The 17,368-nt window shown below is 64.9% G+C and carries 19 protein-coding genes; 8 read left to right on the top strand and 11 right to left on the bottom strand.

Going from position 1 to position 17,368, the window contains the following annotated elements; all coding sequences use genetic code 11:
• The first annotated feature begins 133 nt into the window (after positions 1–133).
• Complete coding sequence (gene purL / locus OC450_RS25325; RefSeq protein ID WP_211385240.1) at positions 134–2,344, top strand: phosphoribosylformylglycinamidine synthase subunit PurL; 2,211 nt, start codon at positions 134–136, stop codon at positions 2,342–2,344.
• Between the two features lie 30 nt (positions 2,345–2,374).
• On the opposite strand, the gene OC450_RS25320 is transcribed toward purL, so the two are convergent.
• Entirely contained in the window at positions 2,375–3,562 is a 1,188-nt protein-coding gene (locus OC450_RS25320) for an acyltransferase family protein (protein ID WP_262048867.1), read from the bottom strand.
• 181 nt (positions 3,563–3,743) lie between these two features.
• Here OC450_RS25320 and OC450_RS25315 point away from each other — a divergent pair, with 181 nt between their 5' ends.
• A complete protein-coding gene (locus OC450_RS25315; RefSeq protein ID WP_008564193.1) occupies positions 3,744–3,917 on the top strand; it encodes a DUF1328 domain-containing protein in 174 nt (57 codons plus the stop codon).
• Positions 3,918–3,953: 36 nt separating this feature from the next.
• Here OC450_RS25315 and OC450_RS25310 read toward each other — a convergent pair whose 3' ends face one another.
• Positions 3,954–4,313 (bottom strand): DUF427 domain-containing protein, encoded by a 360-nt coding sequence (locus OC450_RS25310; protein ID WP_262048866.1) that lies wholly within the window; start codon positions 4,311–4,313, stop codon positions 3,954–3,956.
• 211 nt (positions 4,314–4,524) lie between these two features.
• Here OC450_RS25310 and OC450_RS25305 point away from each other — a divergent pair, with 211 nt between their 5' ends.
• Positions 4,525–4,761 carry a BolA family protein gene (locus OC450_RS25305; RefSeq protein ID WP_011088461.1) on the top strand — a complete coding sequence of 79 codons (237 nt, stop codon included), beginning with the start codon at positions 4,525–4,527 and terminating at the stop codon, positions 4,759–4,761.
• Positions 4,762–4,802: 41 nt separating this feature from the next.
• A complete protein-coding gene (locus OC450_RS25300; protein ID WP_256808214.1) occupies positions 4,803–5,996 on the top strand; it encodes a low temperature requirement protein A in 1,194 nt (397 codons plus the stop codon).
• A 212-nt stretch (positions 5,997–6,208) separates the two neighbouring features.
• Here OC450_RS25300 and egtD read toward each other — a convergent pair whose 3' ends face one another.
• Together egtD and egtB are read right to left on the bottom strand one after the other, a co-directional pair.
• Positions 6,209–7,180 carry an L-histidine N(alpha)-methyltransferase gene (gene egtD, locus OC450_RS25295; RefSeq protein WP_211385236.1) on the bottom strand — a complete coding sequence of 324 codons (972 nt, stop codon included), beginning with the start codon at positions 7,178–7,180 and terminating at the stop codon, positions 6,209–6,211.
• Between the two features lie 52 nt (positions 7,181–7,232).
• Positions 7,233–8,531 carry an ergothioneine biosynthesis protein EgtB gene (gene egtB, locus OC450_RS25290; RefSeq protein WP_211385235.1) on the bottom strand — a complete coding sequence of 433 codons (1,299 nt, stop codon included), beginning with the start codon at positions 8,529–8,531 and terminating at the stop codon, positions 7,233–7,235.
• A 240-nt stretch (positions 8,532–8,771) separates the two neighbouring features.
• Between egtB and grxD the strand changes: the two genes are divergently transcribed.
• From grxD to OC450_RS25270, 4 genes are read left to right on the top strand one after another with little or no spacing between them, the layout of a single operon-like run.
• Positions 8,772–9,098, top strand: coding sequence for a Grx4 family monothiol glutaredoxin (gene grxD, locus OC450_RS25285; protein WP_007602294.1), 327 nt, complete (start codon positions 8,772–8,774; stop codon positions 9,096–9,098).
• A 3-nt stretch (positions 9,099–9,101) separates the two neighbouring features.
• Positions 9,102–9,653: an O-acetyl-ADP-ribose deacetylase gene (locus tag OC450_RS25280; protein WP_211385234.1), complete on the top strand. Its 552-nt coding sequence runs from the start codon at positions 9,102–9,104 to the stop codon at positions 9,651–9,653.
• 46 nt (positions 9,654–9,699) lie between these two features.
• Positions 9,700–10,986: a serine hydrolase domain-containing protein gene (locus OC450_RS25275; RefSeq protein WP_211385233.1), complete on the top strand. Its 1,287-nt coding sequence runs from the start codon at positions 9,700–9,702 to the stop codon at positions 10,984–10,986.
• Position 10,987: 1 nt separating this feature from the next.
• Positions 10,988–12,250, top strand: a complete 1,263-nt coding sequence (locus OC450_RS25270; RefSeq protein WP_256808219.1) for a serine hydrolase domain-containing protein — start codon at positions 10,988–10,990, stop codon at positions 12,248–12,250.
• A gap of 15 nt (positions 12,251–12,265) precedes the next feature.
• On the opposite strand, the gene OC450_RS25265 is transcribed toward OC450_RS25270, so the two are convergent.
• The 7 genes from OC450_RS25265 to murI form a co-directional block, all read right to left on the bottom strand.
• Entirely contained in the window at positions 12,266–13,333 is a 1,068-nt protein-coding gene (locus OC450_RS25265; protein WP_211385231.1) for a threonine aldolase family protein, read from the bottom strand.
• Between the two features lie 36 nt (positions 13,334–13,369).
• On the bottom strand, positions 13,370–13,654 hold the full coding sequence (locus tag OC450_RS25260) for a type II toxin-antitoxin system RelE/ParE family toxin (RefSeq protein ID WP_315986400.1): 285 nt from the start codon (positions 13,652–13,654) through the stop codon (positions 13,370–13,372).
• A complete protein-coding gene (locus OC450_RS25255) occupies positions 13,651–13,878 on the bottom strand; it encodes a hypothetical protein (RefSeq protein WP_262048865.1) in 228 nt (75 codons plus the stop codon). Before OC450_RS25255 ends, OC450_RS25260 begins: the two co-directional genes overlap by 4 nt.
• Positions 13,879–13,993: 115 nt before the next feature.
• A complete protein-coding gene (gene rpsD, locus OC450_RS25250) occupies positions 13,994–14,611 on the bottom strand; it encodes a 30S ribosomal protein S4 (protein WP_129268552.1) in 618 nt (205 codons plus the stop codon).
• Between the two features lie 199 nt (positions 14,612–14,810).
• Complete coding sequence (locus tag OC450_RS25245; RefSeq protein WP_211385228.1) at positions 14,811–15,578, bottom strand: acyltransferase; 768 nt, start codon at positions 15,576–15,578, stop codon at positions 14,811–14,813.
• A 150-nt stretch (positions 15,579–15,728) separates the two neighbouring features.
• Entirely contained in the window at positions 15,729–16,502 is a 774-nt protein-coding gene (locus OC450_RS25240; protein WP_211385227.1) for an HpcH/HpaI aldolase family protein, read from the bottom strand.
• Positions 16,503–16,564: 62 nt separating this feature from the next.
• Entirely contained in the window at positions 16,565–17,362 is a 798-nt protein-coding gene (gene murI / locus OC450_RS25235; protein WP_211385226.1) for a glutamate racemase, read from the bottom strand.
• Between the last annotated feature and the right edge of the window lie 6 nt (positions 17,363–17,368).

The following is a 17,368-nucleotide window of genomic DNA, read 5'->3' as shown; positions in this document are numbered from 1 at the left end:
GCGCCTTGCAATTCCCGTTCCCGCATCCCCCGGCCGCAAAACGTGGGACAGCGGGAAAATGCTTCATAAAGGGCTTTTCGTAGGCCCCCGATGTTCCTAAGAACGGCCAACCGCCGCCGAAAGCCTCGAATCCATGAAGAATGAACCCAAGATCACCCCCGAACTGGTTGCCGCCCACGGGCTAAAGCCCGACGAGTATGAGCGCATCCTGAAGCTGATCGGGCGGGAGCCGACCTTCACCGAGCTCGGCATCTTCTCGGCGATGTGGAACGAGCACTGCTCGTACAAATCCTCGCGCATCCATCTGAAGGGCCTGCCGACCAAGGCGCCCTGGGTGATCCAGGGCCCGGGCGAGAATGCCGGCGTGATCGACATCGGCGACGGCCAGGCCGTGGTCTTCAAGATGGAGAGCCACAACCACCCGAGCTACATCGAGCCCTACCAGGGCGCGACCACTGGCGTCGGCGGCATCCTGCGCGACGTCTTCACCATGGGAGCTCGCCCGATCGCCTGCCTCAACGCGCTGAGCTTCGGTGCGCCCGAGCATGCCAGGACGCGGCATCTCGTCTCCGGCGTCGTCGCGGGAGTCGGCGGCTATGGCAATTCCTTCGGCGTGCCGACGGTCGGCGGCCAGGTGCGCTTCCACACTCGCTATGACGGCAACATCCTCGTCAACGCGATGGCGGTCGGCCTCGCCGACGCCGACAAGATCTTCTATGCCGCCGCCTCCGGCGTGAACATGCCGATCGTCTATCTCGGCTCCAAGACCGGCCGCGACGGCATCCACGGCGCCTCGATGGCCTCGGCCGAATTCGACGACAAGTCCGAGGAGAAGCGCCCGACCGTGCAGGTCGGCGATCCCTTCGCCGAGAAGCTGCTGCTGGAGGCCTGCCTCGAGATCATGGAGCAGGGCTGCGTCATCGCGATCCAGGACATGGGCGCGGCCGGCCTGACCTGTTCGGCGGTCGAGATGGGCGCCAAGGGCGACCTCGGCGTCGATCTCGATCTCGACGCGGTGCCGACCCGCGAGACCGGCATGAGCGCCTACGAGATGATGCTCTCGGAGAGCCAGGAGCGCATGCTCATGGTGCTCAAGCCCGAGAAGGAAAAGGAAGCCGAAGCGATCTTCAAGAAGTGGGGGCTCGACTTCGCCGTGGTCGGCTACACCACGCCGAGCAAGCGCTTCGTGGTCAAGCATGGCGGTGACGTCATGGCCGATTTGCCGATCAAGGAGCTTGGCGACGAGGCACCGCTCTACGACCGCCCGCATGTGCCCTCCGCCGCGCTGCCGATCGTGCATGCGCGCGAGGTGCCGGCGCCGATGGGTCTCGGTGCAGCGCTGGAGAAGCTGATCGGCACGCCCGACATGTGCAGCAAACGCTGGGTCTGGGAGCAGTACGACCACGTCATCCTCGGCAACACCATGCAGCGTCCCGGTGGCGATGCCGCCGTGGTGCGCGTCGAGGACGGGCCAAAGGGCCTAGCGCTGACCGTCGACGTCACGCCGCGCTATTGCGAGGCCGATCCCTATCAGGGCGGCATGCAGGCGGTGGCGGAAGCCTGGCGCAACATCACCGCGGTCGGCGGCAAGCCGCTCGCGATCACCGACAATCTCAATTTCGGCAATCCGGAGCGGCCCGAGATCATGGGCCAGTTCGTGGGCTGCCTGAAGGGCATCTCGGAAGCCTGCCGCACGCTCGACTTCCCGGTCGTGTCCGGCAACGTCTCGCTCTACAACGAGACCAACGGCCGCGCGATCCTGCCGACGCCCTCGATCGGCGGCGTTGGCCTGCTCGACGACTTCACCAAATCGGCTTCGCTCGCCTTCAAGGCCGAGGGCGAGGCGATCCTTCTGGTCGGCGAGACCCATGGCTGGCTCGGCCAGTCGGTCTATTTGCGCGACATCTGCGGCCGCGAGGAGGGCGCTCCGCCGCCGGTCGATCTCGCCGCCGAGAAGCGCAACGGCGACTGCGTGCGCGGCATGATCCATGCGGGCACCGCAACTGCCGTGCACGACCTGTCGGATGGCGGCCTACTGATCGCGCTCGCCGAGATGGCGATGGCGAGCGGCATCGGCGCCAAACTGCTGGCGGCGCCGACCGCGCTGGTGCCGCAGGCCTATTGGTTCGGCGAGGACCAGGCGCGCTATCTCGTCACCGTGCCGGAAACCGAAGCCGGCCTGGTGCTCGCCAAGATGCGCGGCTGCGAGGTGCCCTGCGTGCGGATCGGCACCACCGGCGGCGACGCGATCGCCATCGCCGGCGAGGCGCCGGTCGCGATCGATACGCTGCGGACCTCGTTCGAGCGCTGGCTGCCGGACTATATGGGCGGGAAGGCGGCGTAAGCTGCTTCGACAGTGTTGAGAGAGCGAGCCTCACAACACGTGTGACGCCCCCGGAATCTTCCGCAACGCCGCGGTCAGGCCCCAGCTCAGGACCACCGTGAGCACGAATCCGATCGCGGCCTTCACGATCGCCGGTAATCCATAGTCGAACAGCGCGTACTGGATCCACAGCGCGATCGGGTAGTGCACCAGGAACATGCCATAGGCATCCGCCTGCATGCGGTCGAGCAGGTTCGGCCCCGGCGACTTCTCGTGCAGGAAGAAGGCGAGGATCGCGAGCAGGATCGAAGCCGAGAAAAGCACGAAGAACGTGCCGTAGATCGCCTGGTACCAGTGCGGTTGCGGGTCCGGATTCCCCAGGATTTCGCGCTTGACGTAGATCATGCCCCACATCAGGCAGTACGGGATCAGCGTCACGATCGCCCACAGCCAACGCTGTTTCGGCAACTGGCCGTCGGCGCTGAGGATGCCGCGATCGAAGTTCGCCGCACCGACGCTGACGCCGATGAAGAAATAGGCGAAGTAGAGCAGGATGCGGCTCTCCTGCACCGAGAACGGCCCGAACTCGAACCATCTGTTGGCGCCGAGATAGAGCAGTGCCGGCAAGTAGACGATGACGCTCACGACGGCGAGCAGCAGCCAGAACACGGCCGGCTGGTCAAATCCGCGCAGCGAGATTCGGTTGACCGGATCGACCAGATGCGCCGAGACCCGGTAGAGCAGGCTCGCGGTGAGGTCGAACGCCAGCAGCACCCACACGAACCAGATCGGGCCGCTGGGCCACGGGCCAACGCTGATCGTCTTCCACCAGAACGCCGCGAAGCTCAGCTCGGGGTCCTGCCGCAGTGCGATCGCGTAATAGGCGAGCGGGATGACGGTGAGGGCGGCGATCGCGAACGGCAGTCCGAGCCGCAACAGGCGGTCGCGCAGGAAGACCGATGGCTCCTTGCGCGCGATGCCGGGCCAGGTGAACAGGCCCGACAGGAAGAAGAACATCGCCATGAAGAAGCTGTCGGTGGCGAGCACGACGATGTCGAAGCCGATCCAGGACGCCGGATCGGTGTGGCCGAAATAAGTATAGGGAATGACGGCGTGATGCAGCAGCACGACCAGCGTGAGGAAGGTGCGGGCGCGGTCGAGCGAGACGTTGCGCGCCCTGATCTTCGGCGCGGCGTGCGCCTCTGCGCCGATCGTCGCGGAATGTGACATCGTGATCATGGTTGCCCCGGCTTGCGCTTCCATCCCGGCCGGACTGTGCCGCCAGGAACTGGATTCAGCAAGTGTCGTTTGGGACGTCCCGCGGGGCCGGCAACCGCTAGGAACCAGTTCCCCGCAGGGAAGTTAGCGTTCGCCAAAAGGGCTTGAGGACCGCGAAAAGCGTACCAATTTGGAGCTGGCAATGACGATCCTGAAATGGGCGCTGATCTTCCTGCTGATCTCGATCGTGGCCGGCGTGCTCGGCTTCACCGGCGTCTCGGCCGCCTCCGCCGACATCGCCCGCTTCCTGTTCTACGTCTTCGTCGTGATCTTCCTGGTGCTGCTGATACTCGGGCTCACGATATTCAGGGCGTAGCGGCGGCCATGCCGGGCATGACGAACTCTCAGCGACTTACCCCACTTCCTCGATCTTCACCTTGTCCGGATAGAAGGCGAGGTGGCCGGAAATCTCGGTCATCGCGAGGAACGGCGTCTCGTAGGTCCAGATCGCATTGTCGAGCGTCTTGCCGTCGGCCTTGACGCTGTAATAGCTCGCGTCCCCCTTGTAGGGGCAGTGGGTGACGCGGCCGGTGCGCTCCAGCAGCGCCATGTTGGCGTCCTCGCGCGGCAGATATTGCACCGCCGGGTATCTGGCCTCCTTCAGCGTCAGCGCCTTGGCGCTCTCGGCAATCACGACATCACCCGCCGTGACGCGGACGCGCCGGGGATTCGGGGTGATGGTGATGGGGTGGTCGGGTCCTGGAAGCTTCATGATTCACGCCTTTTCGATCAATCTGCCGCGCGCGGCACTTTGTCGTGCCTTTATCCTGATCGGATCAGGGATATAGTGCCGGAAAGCGTGACGTAGAAGACCGTTCACGCTAAGTTTGGCCCTGCCGGCAAGTTTGGCTTTGCAGATCCGGACCCCGGCCGCGATTCGACGACGAGGCTGGTCTGCAGCCGAGACAAGGAGCAAGACCCGAATGCCCATGGACGCCCACGATATCGAGGCGATGATCAAGGCGGCGATCCCCGATGCCGAGGTGACCATCCGTGACCTCGCCGGCGACGGCGACCACTATGCCGCGACCGTGATCTCGGAATCCTTCCGCGGCAAATCCCGCGTCCAGCAACACCAGATCGTCTATCAGTCCCTGCGCGGCCAGATGGGCGGCGTGCTGCATGCGCTGGCGCTGCAGACAGGTGTACCGGGCACCTGATCCGGCGGACACCTCACTGATCGCGTGACGGGGGGCTGACGATGGCTGCGGACAATCCTCGCGGCGCCATGTTTCGCGTCATCGCGCCGAACCAGCACAGCCGCGTCACCAATGCCGAGCTGTTCTTCGATCTCGTCTTCGTCTTCGCAATCACGCAGGTCTCGCACACGCTGCTGCACCACTTCACGCCGCTCGGTGCGGTGCACGTCACGGTGCTGTTTCTCGCGGTGTGGTGGGTGTGGGTGTACACCGCCTGGGTCACCAACTGGCTCAATCCCGACCTGACGCCGGTCCGGATCCTGCTTTTCCTGATGATGCTGGGCGGCCTCGTGCTGTCGACGACGATCCCGACCGCCTTCGAGGGCCGGGGCCTGTGGTTTGCGATGTCCTACGCGACCATGCAGGTCGGACGCACCGCCTTCTGGCTGTTCGCAACCCCGTCCCACCGGATTCCGGTGCGTCACAATGCCATTCGCATCCTGACCTGGCTCTCGATCTCCGCGGTATTGTGGATCGCGGGCGGCTTGTCCGAGGGGGAGACTCGGCTGTGGCTCTGGATCGCGGCGGTCACCTGGGAATATGTCTCGCCGGCGGTCCGCTTCTGGGTCCCCAGGCTGGGCTTCTCGTCGGTCGAGGCCTGGGCCGTCGAAGGCGGCCACATGGCCGAACGCTGCTCTCTCTTCGTCATCATCGCGCTCGGCGAGGCCGTCGTCGTCAACGGCGCCACTTTCGCCGAGCTGGAGTGGACCGCGGACAACATCCTGGCCTTCGTCTCGGCGCTGGTCGGCAGCATCGCGATGTGGTGGGTCTATTTCCACAAGGGCGCCGAGGCGGGCTCCGAGCGTATCTCGAAGTCCGCCGAATCCGGCCGGCTGGCCCGGCTTGCCTACACCTATCTGCACATGCCGATCATCGCCGGCATCATCCTGACCGCGGTGTCGGACGAGCTGGTGCTGAAGCATCCAACCGGCCATTCCGATCTCAGGACCATCGTGAGCACGATCGGTGGTCCCTTGGTGTTCCTGGTCGGCACCATTTTGTTCAAGCACGCGATCCGCGGCTTCCTCCAGCTCTCGCACGGCATCGGCATCATCCTGCTGCTGGCGCTGTGGTGGTTCGCCGCCGACCTCTCGCCGCTCTGGCTGTCGGTCGCGACGAGCCTGATCATGATCTTGGTCGCGGTGTGGGAGTCGGTGTCGCTGGGGGCGACGCCGAAAGAGGCCGAGGAGCATTGAGCCGCGGGAGCGGCCTGATTGCACGCCTCGTCCTTCGAGGCGACCGCTGCGCGGTCTCCTTTTTCGGTCAGGCTCTCAGGATGAGGCTAATCCGCGTCGCTGCCCGTTGAACTTGCTGCCGCGCACTCCTTCCTCATCCTGAGGAGCCCGCCTAAAGCGGGCGTCTCGAAGGATGCGCCGCAGGCAAAGCGCTCTCAGATGCGGTGGCGCGTTTACTCCGCAACCTCCAGCGCATGCACCGAAAACATCCTCGCCTCATCCGTCCAGCTCTCGCGCACCCGCCAGCCTGCGCCTTGCGCCAGGGTCGCAAAACGCTCGATGCTGTATTTATAGCTGTTTTCGGTGTGGATGCTCTCGCCGGGGCGGAACGAGAAGCTGGTGCCGAGCAGACGCACGGTCTGGCTCTTCTTGCTGATCAGGTGCATCTCGATGCGGTGCCGCTCACGGTTGTAGATCGCGCGATGGGTGAAGGCGGAGAGGTCGAAATTGCCGCCGAGCTCGCGGTTGATGCGCACCAGCACATTGAGGTTGAAGCGCGCGGTGACGCCGGCGGCATCGTTATAGGCATCGTGGAGCACGCGCTCCTCTTTCTCCAGGTCGGCGCCGATGATCATCTGCGCGCCCCGGCCCAGGATGGCGCGCGCGCTTTTCAGGAAGGCCTGCGCTTCGTGCGGCTCGAAATTACCGATGGTCGAGCCCGGGAAAAAGCCGACCTTGGGCATCGACGCGACCGCCTTGGGCAGCTCGAACGGCGTGGTGAAGTCCGCGGCGACCGGGTAGATGCCGAGCGAAGGGAAATCCCGCTTCAGGCCGTTCGCCTGCGCCTTCAGGAAGTCGCCGGAGATATCGACGGGGACATAGGCCGCGAACTTGCAGTGGTTGAGCAGCAGGCGCACCTTCGTGGTCGCGCCGGCGCCGAACTCGACCAGTGCCGCATGCTCCGGAATGATCTTCGCGATCTCGCTGCCGCGCTCCTTCAGGATCGCAAGCTCGGTGCGCGTCGGATAATATTCCGGCAGGCGCGTGATCGCCTCGAACAATTCCGATCCGGCCGCATCATAGAAATATTTCGGCGACAGCTTTTTCGGCTGCTGCGAAAGGTCCACGATGGCCTCGCGGGCAAAAGCGGTGGTCTGCTCGTCGGGAAGATGGGCTTCGGCCAAAGCGCTGGCGTGCACATTCATGATACTCTCCTGAACGCGCTGTCCGGCGCGCATTTGTCGTCGGATAAGACTTCTATTCGTAGTCGGCGAGCCGCAATCCCGTGAATTGCCAGCGGTGGTGCGGATAGAAGAAGTTGCGATAGGTGATACGGCTGTGCCCCTCCGGGGTTGCAAGCGAGGAGCCGCGCAGCACCAACTGGTTGACCATGAACTTGCCGTTGTACTCGCCGAGCGCGCCTTCGATCGCGCGATAGCCGGGATAGGGTGAGTACGAAGATCGCGTCCACTGCCAGACGATGCCGAAGGCGTCGTTGAGCTGGCCGGCGCGGGCCGCGACCTCCCATTCCGTTTCGGTCGGCAGATGTTTTCCTGCCCAGCGCGCGAAGGCGTCGGCCTCGTAATAGCTGACGTGGCAGACCGGTGCGTCCGGATCGACCGGCTTGAGGCCGGCCAGCGTCATCACATGCCATTGGCCGTCGATCTCGCGCCAATGGCCCGGGGCCTGCCAGTCTTCCTTGCTGACCTCCGCAAAGCCGTCCATCAGCCAGAGCGTCGCGGTCCGGTACCCGCCATCGCGCATGAAGGCGAGCCATTCACCATTGGTGACGAGATTGCGCGCGACCTTGACGGGGCCGACGAGGGCGCGATGCGCGGGCTTCTCGTTGTCGAAATGGAAGCTGTCGTCGACATGGCCGACGGTGTGGATGCCCTCGTTCAGCGTCAGCCAATCCTCAGCCGTTCGTGTCGAGGCAGGGAAGCGCCAGTCCGGATCGTAGGTCGGATAGACCGGGTTCTGCGCGAAGGCATGCAGGATGTCGGTGAACATCAATTCCTGATGCTGCTGCTCGTGGTTGAGCCCCACCTCGACCAGCGGCGCGACGGCGCGAAGCTCGTCCTCGCGGGTCTCGCGGAAGAATTTTACGACCGCCGCATCGACATATCGGCGATACGCGCCGACCTCGCTCGCGCTCGGCCGGGTGATGTCGCCGCGATGGCCTCTCGCGTGGCGCGGGCCTGCGCTGACGTAATAGGAATTGAACAGGAAGGCGAAGTCGGGATGGAATGGCCGGTAGCCCGGGGAGTGCTCGCCGAGCAAAAACTGCTCCCAGAACCAGGTGGTATGAGCCCGGTGCCATTTCGTGGGGCTCGCGTCCGGCATCGACTGGATCTGCTGGTCCTCCGCTGACAGCGGCGCGGCCCGGCGCTCGGTCTCGTTGCGGACGGTGAGAAACGCGTCTTCCAGCCCCTGGGCGAGGCCGCCCAGATCGGCCGACGGTGACGAAAGCGGGGCAGGGGCCGAAGCGGAGGCTTGTTTCGTCACGTTTTTCTCCAGACAGGACAAGAGAACGTTGTTGGCGTTGCCCGGTTCCAAAACCTGGGTTCGTCCTAGATAGGGGCTCCGTTACGGTATGAAAGTCCTCCCCGGCGATGATATTCGTGTCATCATGCAATGGGGAGGGAGCTCCCCCGGACCGCCGCCCGGCGGCTGTTCGCTGCCATTTTACTTTGGATGCACAACGGTTTGGGCTACATATATAGGCAGGTATCGGGTTAGATCGGCTGAGCCGGCCCGAAGCAATTGGAGTGGGCTCGGCCCCAGAAGGACATGGATATGAGCATCGAGGAATTCATCGCCAACGAAGTGAAGTCGAACGACGTGGTACTGTTCATGAAGGGCACGCCGCAATTTCCGCAGTGCGGTTTCTCCGGCCAGGTCGTCCAGATCCTCGACCATATCGGCGTTGGCTATAAGGGCCTCAACGTTCTCGAATCCGCAGAACTGCGCAACGGCATCAAGGATTATTCCAACTGGCCGACCATCCCGCAGCTCTATGTGAAGGGCGAGTTCGTCGGCGGCTGCGACATCGTCCGCGAGATGTTCCAGGCCGGCGAGCTGCAGCAGCTCTTCTCCGAGAAGGGCGTCGCGGTCGCGGCCTGATACGTGACCCAGCTGACGCGCCGGATCGGCGGCGCGGAGCTCGAGGTCATCGTTGCTGACATCACCATGCTGAGCGTTGACGCCATCGTCAACGCCGCAAATTCGTCTCTCCTTGGAGGGGGTGGCGTCGATGGGGCGATCCACGACGCTGCCGGTCCCGAGCTTCTTGCCGAGTGCCAGACGCTCGGAGGATGCCCGACCGGTGATGCCAAGATCACGAAGGGCTACCTTCTGCCCGCGCGCCATGTGATCCACGCGGTCGGCCCCGTCTGGCACGGCGGTGGCCGCGGTGAGGCCGAGGCGCTGCGCTCCTGTTACCGTCGCGCGCTCGAGCTCTGCCAAATCAATCAGCTGAACTCGCTGGCGTTCTCCGCGATCTCGACCGGGGTGTATCGCTTTCCGGCCGACCAGGCCGCGGAGATCGCAGTTCATGCGACCATTCAAGCCCTGCCGGCTGCGCCGCTGGTCGGCCACGTCATATTTTGTTGCTTTTCGGAGACGAGCGCCGCTTTCCACACGGACGTTTTGGCGCGGTACGGCAGCCCTTGTGCCTGATGCTACGGTCAGTACACTCCGCCCGGCCATGTTCCGGGGAGGGGATATGATTTTGCGTTTTGGACTGCGTGCGCTGGTTTGCAGCGCGCTTCTATCGGTTGGCGCGACGTCGTTCGCGTGCGCTGAGGGGACTTACGAGATTCCCGCCGGCGCGCATTTCAATCAGGACAAGCTCGCCAAGGTCAGCGAGTTCTTCAAGAACGAGGTCGCCACCGGCAAGATCGCCGGCGCGACCGTGTTGATCAAGCAGCACGGCAAGCCGGTCTATCACGAAGCCTTCGGCGTGCAGGACGTGGTCAGCAAGGCGCCGATCACCGACAAGACGATTTTCCGCCTGTTCTCGATGAGCAAGGCGATCACGTCCGTCGTCGCGGTGCAGCTGATCGAGGACGGCAAGATCAAGCTCGACGATCCGGTCTCGAAATACATCCCGTCCTTCGCCAATGTGAAGGTCGGCGTCGAGAAGAAGGCCGACGACGGCACCAAGTCGCTCGAGCTGGTGCCGCCCGTGCGGCCAATGACGGTGCTCGATCTGATGCGCCATACCTCCGGCGTCACCTATGGCTTCTACGGCGACAGCCTGGTCCGCAAGGCCTATCGCGACGCCAACATCTATGCCGGCGATTTCGACCTCGCCGAGTTCGCAGAGCGCATCGCCAAGCTGCCGCTGCACAACCAGCCGGGCGCGCTCTGGCAATACGGCCATTCCACCGACATCCTCGCGCGTGTCATGGAGATCGCGGCGGGCAAGCCGCTCATCGAGATCGAGCGGGAGAAGCTGCTCGATCCGCTCGGCATGGTCGACACCGGATTCTTCGTCACCGACCCCGAGAAGCAGAAGCTCCTGGCGCAGCCGGTGCCGAACGACGCCGATTTCCGCGTCGGCCGGATCAACGATCCGACCGTCGTCAAGAAGATCCAGTTCGCCAGCGGCGGCATGGTCACGACCATGGCGGACTACGCGCGCTTTACACAGATGCTGCTCAATGGCGGTAGCCTCGATGGCAAGACCATCCTCAAGCCCGAGTCGTTCAAGCTGATGGCGACCGATCAGATCGGCCCCGGCTCCGGCGTCGATCGCGACTATTTCTACTTCCCCGGCGACGGCTTCGGCTTCGGCCTCGGCCTTGCGGTCCGTACCGACCCCGGCAACGCCAAGCCGCCGCCGCCCGGCGATCTCGGCGAGTTGAAGTGGGACGGCGCCTCCGGCTGCTATTTCGTGATCGACCCCAAGCAGGACATGTTCTTCGTGCTGCTGGAGCAGACCCCGTCCGAGCGGCAGCGGGTGCAGCGGACACTGAAGCAGTTGGTCTATGAAGCCATGGAGAAGTGACATGTTCGGGCGCCGCGCGCTGATCGCGGCGCTCGTCGTTCTGGTCGGTGGCTTCGGTGCGAAGGCGGGTTCCGAGGGAGGCAGGGTCCACACTCTCTCGCCCGAGGGGCTGGCGAAGGTTTCCGACTACATCCGCAACGAGGTCGCCACCGGCAAGATCCCCGGCGCCATCCTGCTGCTCCAGCAGCACGGCAAGCCGGTCTATTACGAGAATTTCGGCGTCCGCGACGTCGCGACCGAGATCTCGATGAGTGCGGACACGATCTTCCGCCTCTATTCGATGTCGAAGCCGATCACCTCCGTGATGGCGATGATGCTGGTCGAGGAGGGCAAGCTCGCGCTCGACGATCCCGTCTCGAAATACATTCCGGCCTTTGCCGGCATGAAGGTCGGCGTCGAGAAGAAGGCCGAGGGCGGCAAGGTGGCGCTGGCGCTGGAGCCGCTCGATCGTCCGGTCACGATCAAGGACCTGCTGCGCCACACCTCGGGGCTGCCTTACGGCTTCTCCGGCGGTGGACCGGTGCGCGAGCTCTATGCTGCGGCCAACCTTTTCAACAGCGATCTTTCCAACGCCGACTTCATCGCGAAGCTCATCACGCTGCCGCTCGCCGAACAGCCGGGCACGGTGTGGGACTACGGCTTTTCCACCGACGTGCTCGGCCGCGTCGTCGAGGTGGTCTCTGGAAAGACGTTGCTCCAGTTCGGGAGGGAGCGGGTGCTCGATCCGCTCGGCATGACCGAGACGGCGTTCTACATCGCCGATCCGGCAAAATTTCCGCGCATTGCCGAGCCGATGCCGGACGATCGTCACATCAATGCGACAACGCAGGTTCGCGATATCAGGCGGCCCGCGAAATGGGAGTCGGGCGGCGCCGGCATGGTCGGTACGGTCGGCGACTACGCCCGCTTCGCGCAGATGCTGCTCAATGGCGGGACCTACGAAGGCCGGCGCTATCTCGAGCCCGAGACCATTGCGCTGATGGCGTCGGATCATATCGGACCGGAGACGAAGGTCGCGCGCGACCAGAACTATTATCCGGGCGGGTCTTCCGGGTTCGGTCTCGGCTTCGCCGTGCGCACCTCGGTGCCGCCGGGAACGGACTGGCCCCTTGGTGAATATCGCTGGGACGGCGTCGGCGGCACGTTCTTCTTCATCGATCCCGAGGACGATCTGCTCGGAATCTTCATGGTGCAGACCCCGTCTCAGCGCGGCCGGATTCAACTGGCGCTGAAGACGCTGATCTATCAGGCGATGGGGCGGTGATATCGGGCTGCGGACTTACGCCCCGCGCACGATCTCGCGCACGTATCCGATCGTCTCCTCGATCTGGCTCGCATTGACGTCGAGATGGGTGCAGGCGCGGATGCGGCCGTCCATCATTGCGAGCGTCACGCCGCGCTGGCGCAGCGCGGCGACCATCTTGTCGCCGGGCACGCCGGCGCCATCAGGCTTGAAGAACACGAGGTTGGTCTCCGGCTCCTGCACCTCGATGCCTGCGATCTGCGACAGTCCGCGGGCGAGCGCGCGCGCATTGGCGTGGTCGTCGGCGAGCCGCTCGACGTGATGATCGAGCGCGTAGATGCAGGCGGCGGCGCAGATGCCGGCCTGCCGCATCGAGCCGCCGAGACGCTGCTTCCACTGCCAGACCGCTTCGATGAAGGCGCGCGAGCCTGCGAGCACGCCGCCGATCGGCGCGCCGAGGCCTTTGGAGAAGTCGATCCACGCCGAATCCCAGCCCGCCGTCATGTCGCGCGGAGAGATGCCGCTCGCCACGGTGGCGTTGAGCAGGCGCGCGCCGTCCATGTGGGTCACGAGCCCGTGCTGCCTGGCGATCGCGACGATCTCGTCGAGGGCGGCCTTCTTCCAGATCGTGCCACCGCCGATATTGGCGGTCTGCTCGACGCTGACTACGGTCTGCGGCGGCTGGTAGCGGGTGCGCGGATGCAGCGCCTTGCGCAAGGTCTCCGGCGTGAACTGGCCGTCGGGTCCCTTCAGCTGCGTGACCTGGAAGCCGCCAATCGCGGCATGCGCGCCGCCTTCGCGTGCGATGATGTGCGCGCTCTCATGGGCGAGGATCTCGTCGCCGGGGCGGCAATGCACCAGCGTCGCGGTGACGTTGCACATGGTGCCTGACGGCATGTAGACGGCGGCTTCCTTGCCCAGCAGCTCGGCAACGCGCTCGCACAGCGCGTTCACGGTCGGATCGTCGCCGACCTGCTCGTCGCCTACCTCCGCCCGCGCCATCGCCTCGCGCATCGCCGGCGTCGGCCTGGTCTGCGTGTCCGAGAGCAGATTGATGCGCACCGGCGGCGCCTTGGGATCGATCGGGGGAGGGGTGTAGAGCATCAGCTTGCTCCCTAAGGGAATGGCACTCACTCGCGGTCAGCGAGTTCTGGGTGGACGCCGGGCGGCGTGACGAAACCGCATAATAACGATTTCCGTCTCGGCCACACGATAGTCTATCAGATAGGGATATGGATTGACCGGCAAGCGACGGACGTATGCGCGAGTGGTCTGCCGCCCTGCATAGGGATGATCCTGGAGCAGCGCGATGAGAGCGGCAATGCGATCGCGCACGTGGCCCGCTCCCTGAGGAGAGCGCGCTTGGAGATAGGTCAGAATTTCGTCGATCTGGGCGAGCGCCCGCTTTGTGTAGCGGACATTCACCGCCCGTGCTTGGCCCACATCGCGCGAACTTCGTCGGCGCTGGCCAATTCGCCGCGGGCGATTTCAGATTCGGCCTCGGCGAGGTCTGCCTCTTCCGCCGCCGTCAGCTTGATCGGAGGCTGATCGACCCCGGCAAGTTCAAGCAGGGTCCGCGCCAACTCGTCCTGCTCTGAATCAGGCAGGGCGGAAACCTTGCTAAAGGCCTCTTCCAGAAGACGCGTCATGATGAAGCTCCACCACGTGCGATCATAGCACAAGTGGATCGAGACATGGGAATGGCCGGTTCAAACAAAAAGGCCCCGGAAACCGGGGCCTTTGAGCGATTGATCTTGCCGATTATCAGCGCGAATAGAATTCGACGACCAGATGCGGCTCCATCTGCACCGGGAACGGCACGTCGGAGAGGTGGGGGATGCGCACGTATTTCGCGGTCATCTTGCCGTGGTCGACTTCGAGATAGTCGGGGGTGTCACGCTCGGGGAGCTGGCTGGCTTCGAGGACGTGGGCGAGCTGCTTGGAGGCTTCCTTGACCTCGACCACGTCGCCGATCTTGACCTGATAGCTCGAGATGTTGACCTTGCGGCCGTTCACCTTGACGTGGCCGTGGTTGATGAACTGGCGCGCGGCGAAGATCGTCGAGACGAACTTGGCGCGGTACACGACCGCGTCGAGACGGCGCTCGAGCAGGCCGATCAGGTTCTCGCCGGTGTCACCCTTGAGGCGGCTGGCCTCGACATAGATGCTGTGGAACTGGCGCTCGGAGATGTTGGCGTAGTAGCCCTTCAGCTTCTGCTTGGCGCGCAGCTGCACGCCGAAATCGGAGAGCTTGCCCTTGCGGCGCTGGCCGTGCTGGCCGGGGCCGTATTCGCGGCGGTTGACGGGGCTCTTCGGGCGGCCCCAGATGTTCTGGCCCATACGGCGGTCGAGCTTGTACTTGGCTTCACTGCGCTTAGTCATCGCGTCCTCTTCAGGTCCATGGTTTGAGGAAACGCGCCCTCCTGTGTGACGGGCGAGGCCCGGCACCGACAGGTCCGATCCCCAAAGCATAGGGGGCAGGACCACGGGTCGCGAAACGCTTCGCGGGCCGAAATCGGCCCGCGAGCAGGCGGCTTTTAGGGGAGTTTGGGGTTCGCTGTCAATGCGAATGGCCCCGGAATCACGTTCCGACGGCCCGGATCGGTTTCGGACCGGCGGAGCGCAATTCGGCAGCAATTTCAGCGTTCAGGACCTGTTCCAGCCGGGTCAGGACCCGCGCGATCGGGGCAGCGTCGGTGACCCGGTGATCCCAGCGGATCACGACATGGATGGTCTGGTCGGGCTCGACCACCCCGTAACTGACGATGAAGGGGCCCGGCGTGATGGGGTGGAGCTCGCCGCCGCCGTAGGCGGCCACCGAGCTCACCGCGAAGCTGCCGAACCAGTTGCCGCGCTGGCGGCCGAAATTCAGTCCGATCGCCCAGGACAGCCGCCGCAGCGGCAGCGGCAGGCGGGTCGCCCGCATGATCTTGCGGAACATGGGGACGTCGTCGATCGGGGCCGTCTTGGCGCGCCGGATCTCGGCGTCGACCGCGGCTAGCGCCATGGTTTCAGGGGCCGCGATTCGCTGCGGCATCACGCATTCCTCGCCGTCCTCGACCCGGGCGATGGCCACCAGCGCCACGCTCCTCGGCAGCTCGTAGAGCTGCGGCCAGGGCCATTTGGCGTAGACGGTGCGCAGGATCGGCTCGTCCCTGGCGACCAGGGCAAAGGCTTTGACGAACATCGCGGCCCAGCCGGCGGGTGTCATCGTGCCCGCGCGGGCCTCCAGCAGGGGGCGGATATGCAGCGATCGGGACAGCGACACGAACGGCACGTCCATCGAAGCCCGCATGAGGTCGCAAATCAGGCGGCGCGGCAGTGAAATGTGCTTGGGTTTCCCGCGCATCGTTGTTCCGGTTCCCGCGGATTAAAATATGTGCAGCGAGCAGGCCTCCTGCTCGCCGCCTGCTCTAGCACGAACTAACCCGGTTGGGCCCAGTCGGTTCGCCGACCCTAGCAGCGCGGTCGTTCCCGGCAAGGTGGCAATCGGCTTGCTTCAGCGCTTGATGCCCTCGAACGCCGCCATGATGCCGCGCTGGAACAGCGACCAGTCGAAGCCGAGGGCGATCGCACGGTAGCCGCGGTCGACCAAGGCGTTGGCCTGGTCCGCCGTGCGGGCGACGCCACCGATCGGCACGCCGCTTCTGAGGATGCCGGCCTCGGCCCGGGCGACCAGCTCCAGCAATTCCGGATCGTCCATCTGGCCGCGCTTGTTGATGGAGGTGGCGAGATCGCCGGGGCCGATCACGGCAACGTCGATGCCGGGCGTCGCCATGATCTCGTCGATGCGGTTGACCGCGTCGACATGCTCGATGGTGATCATGCAGATCATCTCGTCATCGGCGCTGGCCATGTAGTCCGGCATCGACTGGCCCCAGCGGAACGGCGCGTGGAAGGGACCCCAGAGCCGATCGCCGCGCGGCGGATAGCGCACGCTTCGCACCGCCTTCTCGGCCTCGTTGCGATTGGTGATCATCGGAAAGTTGATGCCGAAGGCGCCGATGTCCATTGGCGCCTTCGCAAGCCACGGCTCGTTCGCCGCGATCCGCACCAGCGGCGTGCAGGGTGTGCCTGTCGTCGCCGCGATCATCGCATGCGCCTCGGTCAGCCCGATCGGACCATGCTCGAGATCGACGATGATCCAGTCGAGCGAACGCGCCATGATCTGCACGGTCTGCACGCTCGGGATCGTCGCGATCGCGCCGAAGGCGGGACGGCCCTCGCGCCAGAGCTGGCGGAGGCGGTTGAGCGGCGTGGTCGGGACGGACATGAAAGAGCCTGCGGGGACAATGACGACGGCGAAGCCTAGCAGCCCGCCGTGACTCCGAAAAGTCAGGCCGGTATGCGGCCGCCGAAGAACGGCCTCAGGGTGGCGCTGAGGCCATGCGCACGGTTGGATGTGAAGATCATCTCGGCGCCTGACTGCGCGATGCCGCCGATGCGCACGCCGAGCAGATCCGAGACGCGGCGGGCGATCGCGGGCGCCGGATCGATCCAGTCGACCGGCCAGGGCGCGAGTTTTTTCAGCCGGTCGAGCAGCAGCGGATAATGCGTGCAGGCCAGCACCACGGTGTCGGTACGGGCGCCTGCTTCTTCGGCATCGCCGACGAAGCACGGGGCGATCTCGGCGAGGATGGCGTCGTCGCTGACGGAAGAGCCGCTGAGCTCGGCTTCAGCCAGCGCGGCCAGCTCGGGCGAGCCGACCAGCGTCACCTCGCAGCCCAGTGCGAAATCGCGGATCAGCGCCTTGGTGTATTCGCGCTTCACGGTGCCCTTGGTGCCGAGCACCGATACCCGCCGGCTCCTCGACTGCGCGCAGGCCGGCTTGATCGCCGGTACCGTGCCGACGAAGGGCAGGGAATAAGCGGCGCGCAGATGCGATAGGACCAGGGTGGACGCAGTGTTGCAGGCGATGACGACGAGGTCAGGATCATGCGCGCCGATCAGTTCCCCCATCAGGGGGACCACGCGGGCGATGATCTCGTCCTCGCCGTGGTGGCCGTAGGGGAAGAAGGCGTCGTCCGCGACGTAGACGTAGTGCGCGTCCGGACGCGCGGCCACGACCTCACGCAGGACCGTGAGCCCGCCAAGGCCGGAATCGAACACCAGGATCGTCGGGGAATTGGTCACGTCGCT

The sequence above is a fragment of the Bradyrhizobium sp. Bra78 genome, from assembly GCF_024519855.1.
Taxonomy (GTDB): Bacteria; Pseudomonadota; Alphaproteobacteria; order Rhizobiales; family Xanthobacteraceae; genus Bradyrhizobium; species Bradyrhizobium japonicum_G.
This window is presented reverse-complemented; position numbering and strand designations above follow the sequence as displayed.

Excerpts from the sequence above, each read along its gene's own strand:
- OC450_RS25240 (WP_211385227.1), bottom strand. The coding sequence starts at position 16,502 with ATGTCCGTCCCGACCACGCCGCTCAACCGCCTCCGCCAGCTCTGGCGC.
- purL (WP_211385240.1), top strand. The coding sequence starts at position 134 with ATGAAGAATGAACCCAAGATCACCCCCGAACTGGTTGCCGCCCACGGG.
- OC450_RS25320 (WP_262048867.1), bottom strand. The coding sequence starts at position 3,562 with ATGATCACGATGTCACATTCCGCGACGATCGGCGCAGAGGCGCACGCC.
- OC450_RS25275 (WP_211385233.1), top strand. The coding sequence starts at position 9,700 with ATGATTTTGCGTTTTGGACTGCGTGCGCTGGTTTGCAGCGCGCTTCTA.
- rpsD (WP_129268552.1), bottom strand. The coding sequence starts at position 14,611 with ATGACTAAGCGCAGTGAAGCCAAGTACAAGCTCGACCGCCGTATGGGC.
- OC450_RS25310 (WP_262048866.1), bottom strand. The coding sequence starts at position 4,313 with ATGAAGCTTCCAGGACCCGACCACCCCATCACCATCACCCCGAATCCC.
- grxD (WP_007602294.1), top strand. The coding sequence starts at position 8,772 with ATGAGCATCGAGGAATTCATCGCCAACGAAGTGAAGTCGAACGACGTG.
- OC450_RS25305 (WP_011088461.1), top strand. The coding sequence starts at position 4,525 with ATGCCCATGGACGCCCACGATATCGAGGCGATGATCAAGGCGGCGATC.
- OC450_RS25265 (WP_211385231.1), bottom strand. The coding sequence starts at position 13,333 with ATGCTCTACACCCCTCCCCCGATCGATCCCAAGGCGCCGCCGGTGCGC.
- egtD (WP_211385236.1), bottom strand. The coding sequence starts at position 7,180 with ATGAATGTGCACGCCAGCGCTTTGGCCGAAGCCCATCTTCCCGACGAG.
- OC450_RS25315 (WP_008564193.1), top strand. The coding sequence starts at position 3,744 with ATGACGATCCTGAAATGGGCGCTGATCTTCCTGCTGATCTCGATCGTG.
- OC450_RS25300 (WP_256808214.1), top strand. The coding sequence starts at position 4,803 with ATGGCTGCGGACAATCCTCGCGGCGCCATGTTTCGCGTCATCGCGCCG.
- OC450_RS25245 (WP_211385228.1), bottom strand. The coding sequence starts at position 15,578 with ATGCGCGGGAAACCCAAGCACATTTCACTGCCGCGCCGCCTGATTTGC.
- OC450_RS25255 (WP_262048865.1), bottom strand. The coding sequence starts at position 13,878 with ATGACGCGTCTTCTGGAAGAGGCCTTTAGCAAGGTTTCCGCCCTGCCT.
- OC450_RS25270 (WP_256808219.1), top strand. The coding sequence starts at position 10,988 with ATGTTCGGGCGCCGCGCGCTGATCGCGGCGCTCGTCGTTCTGGTCGGT.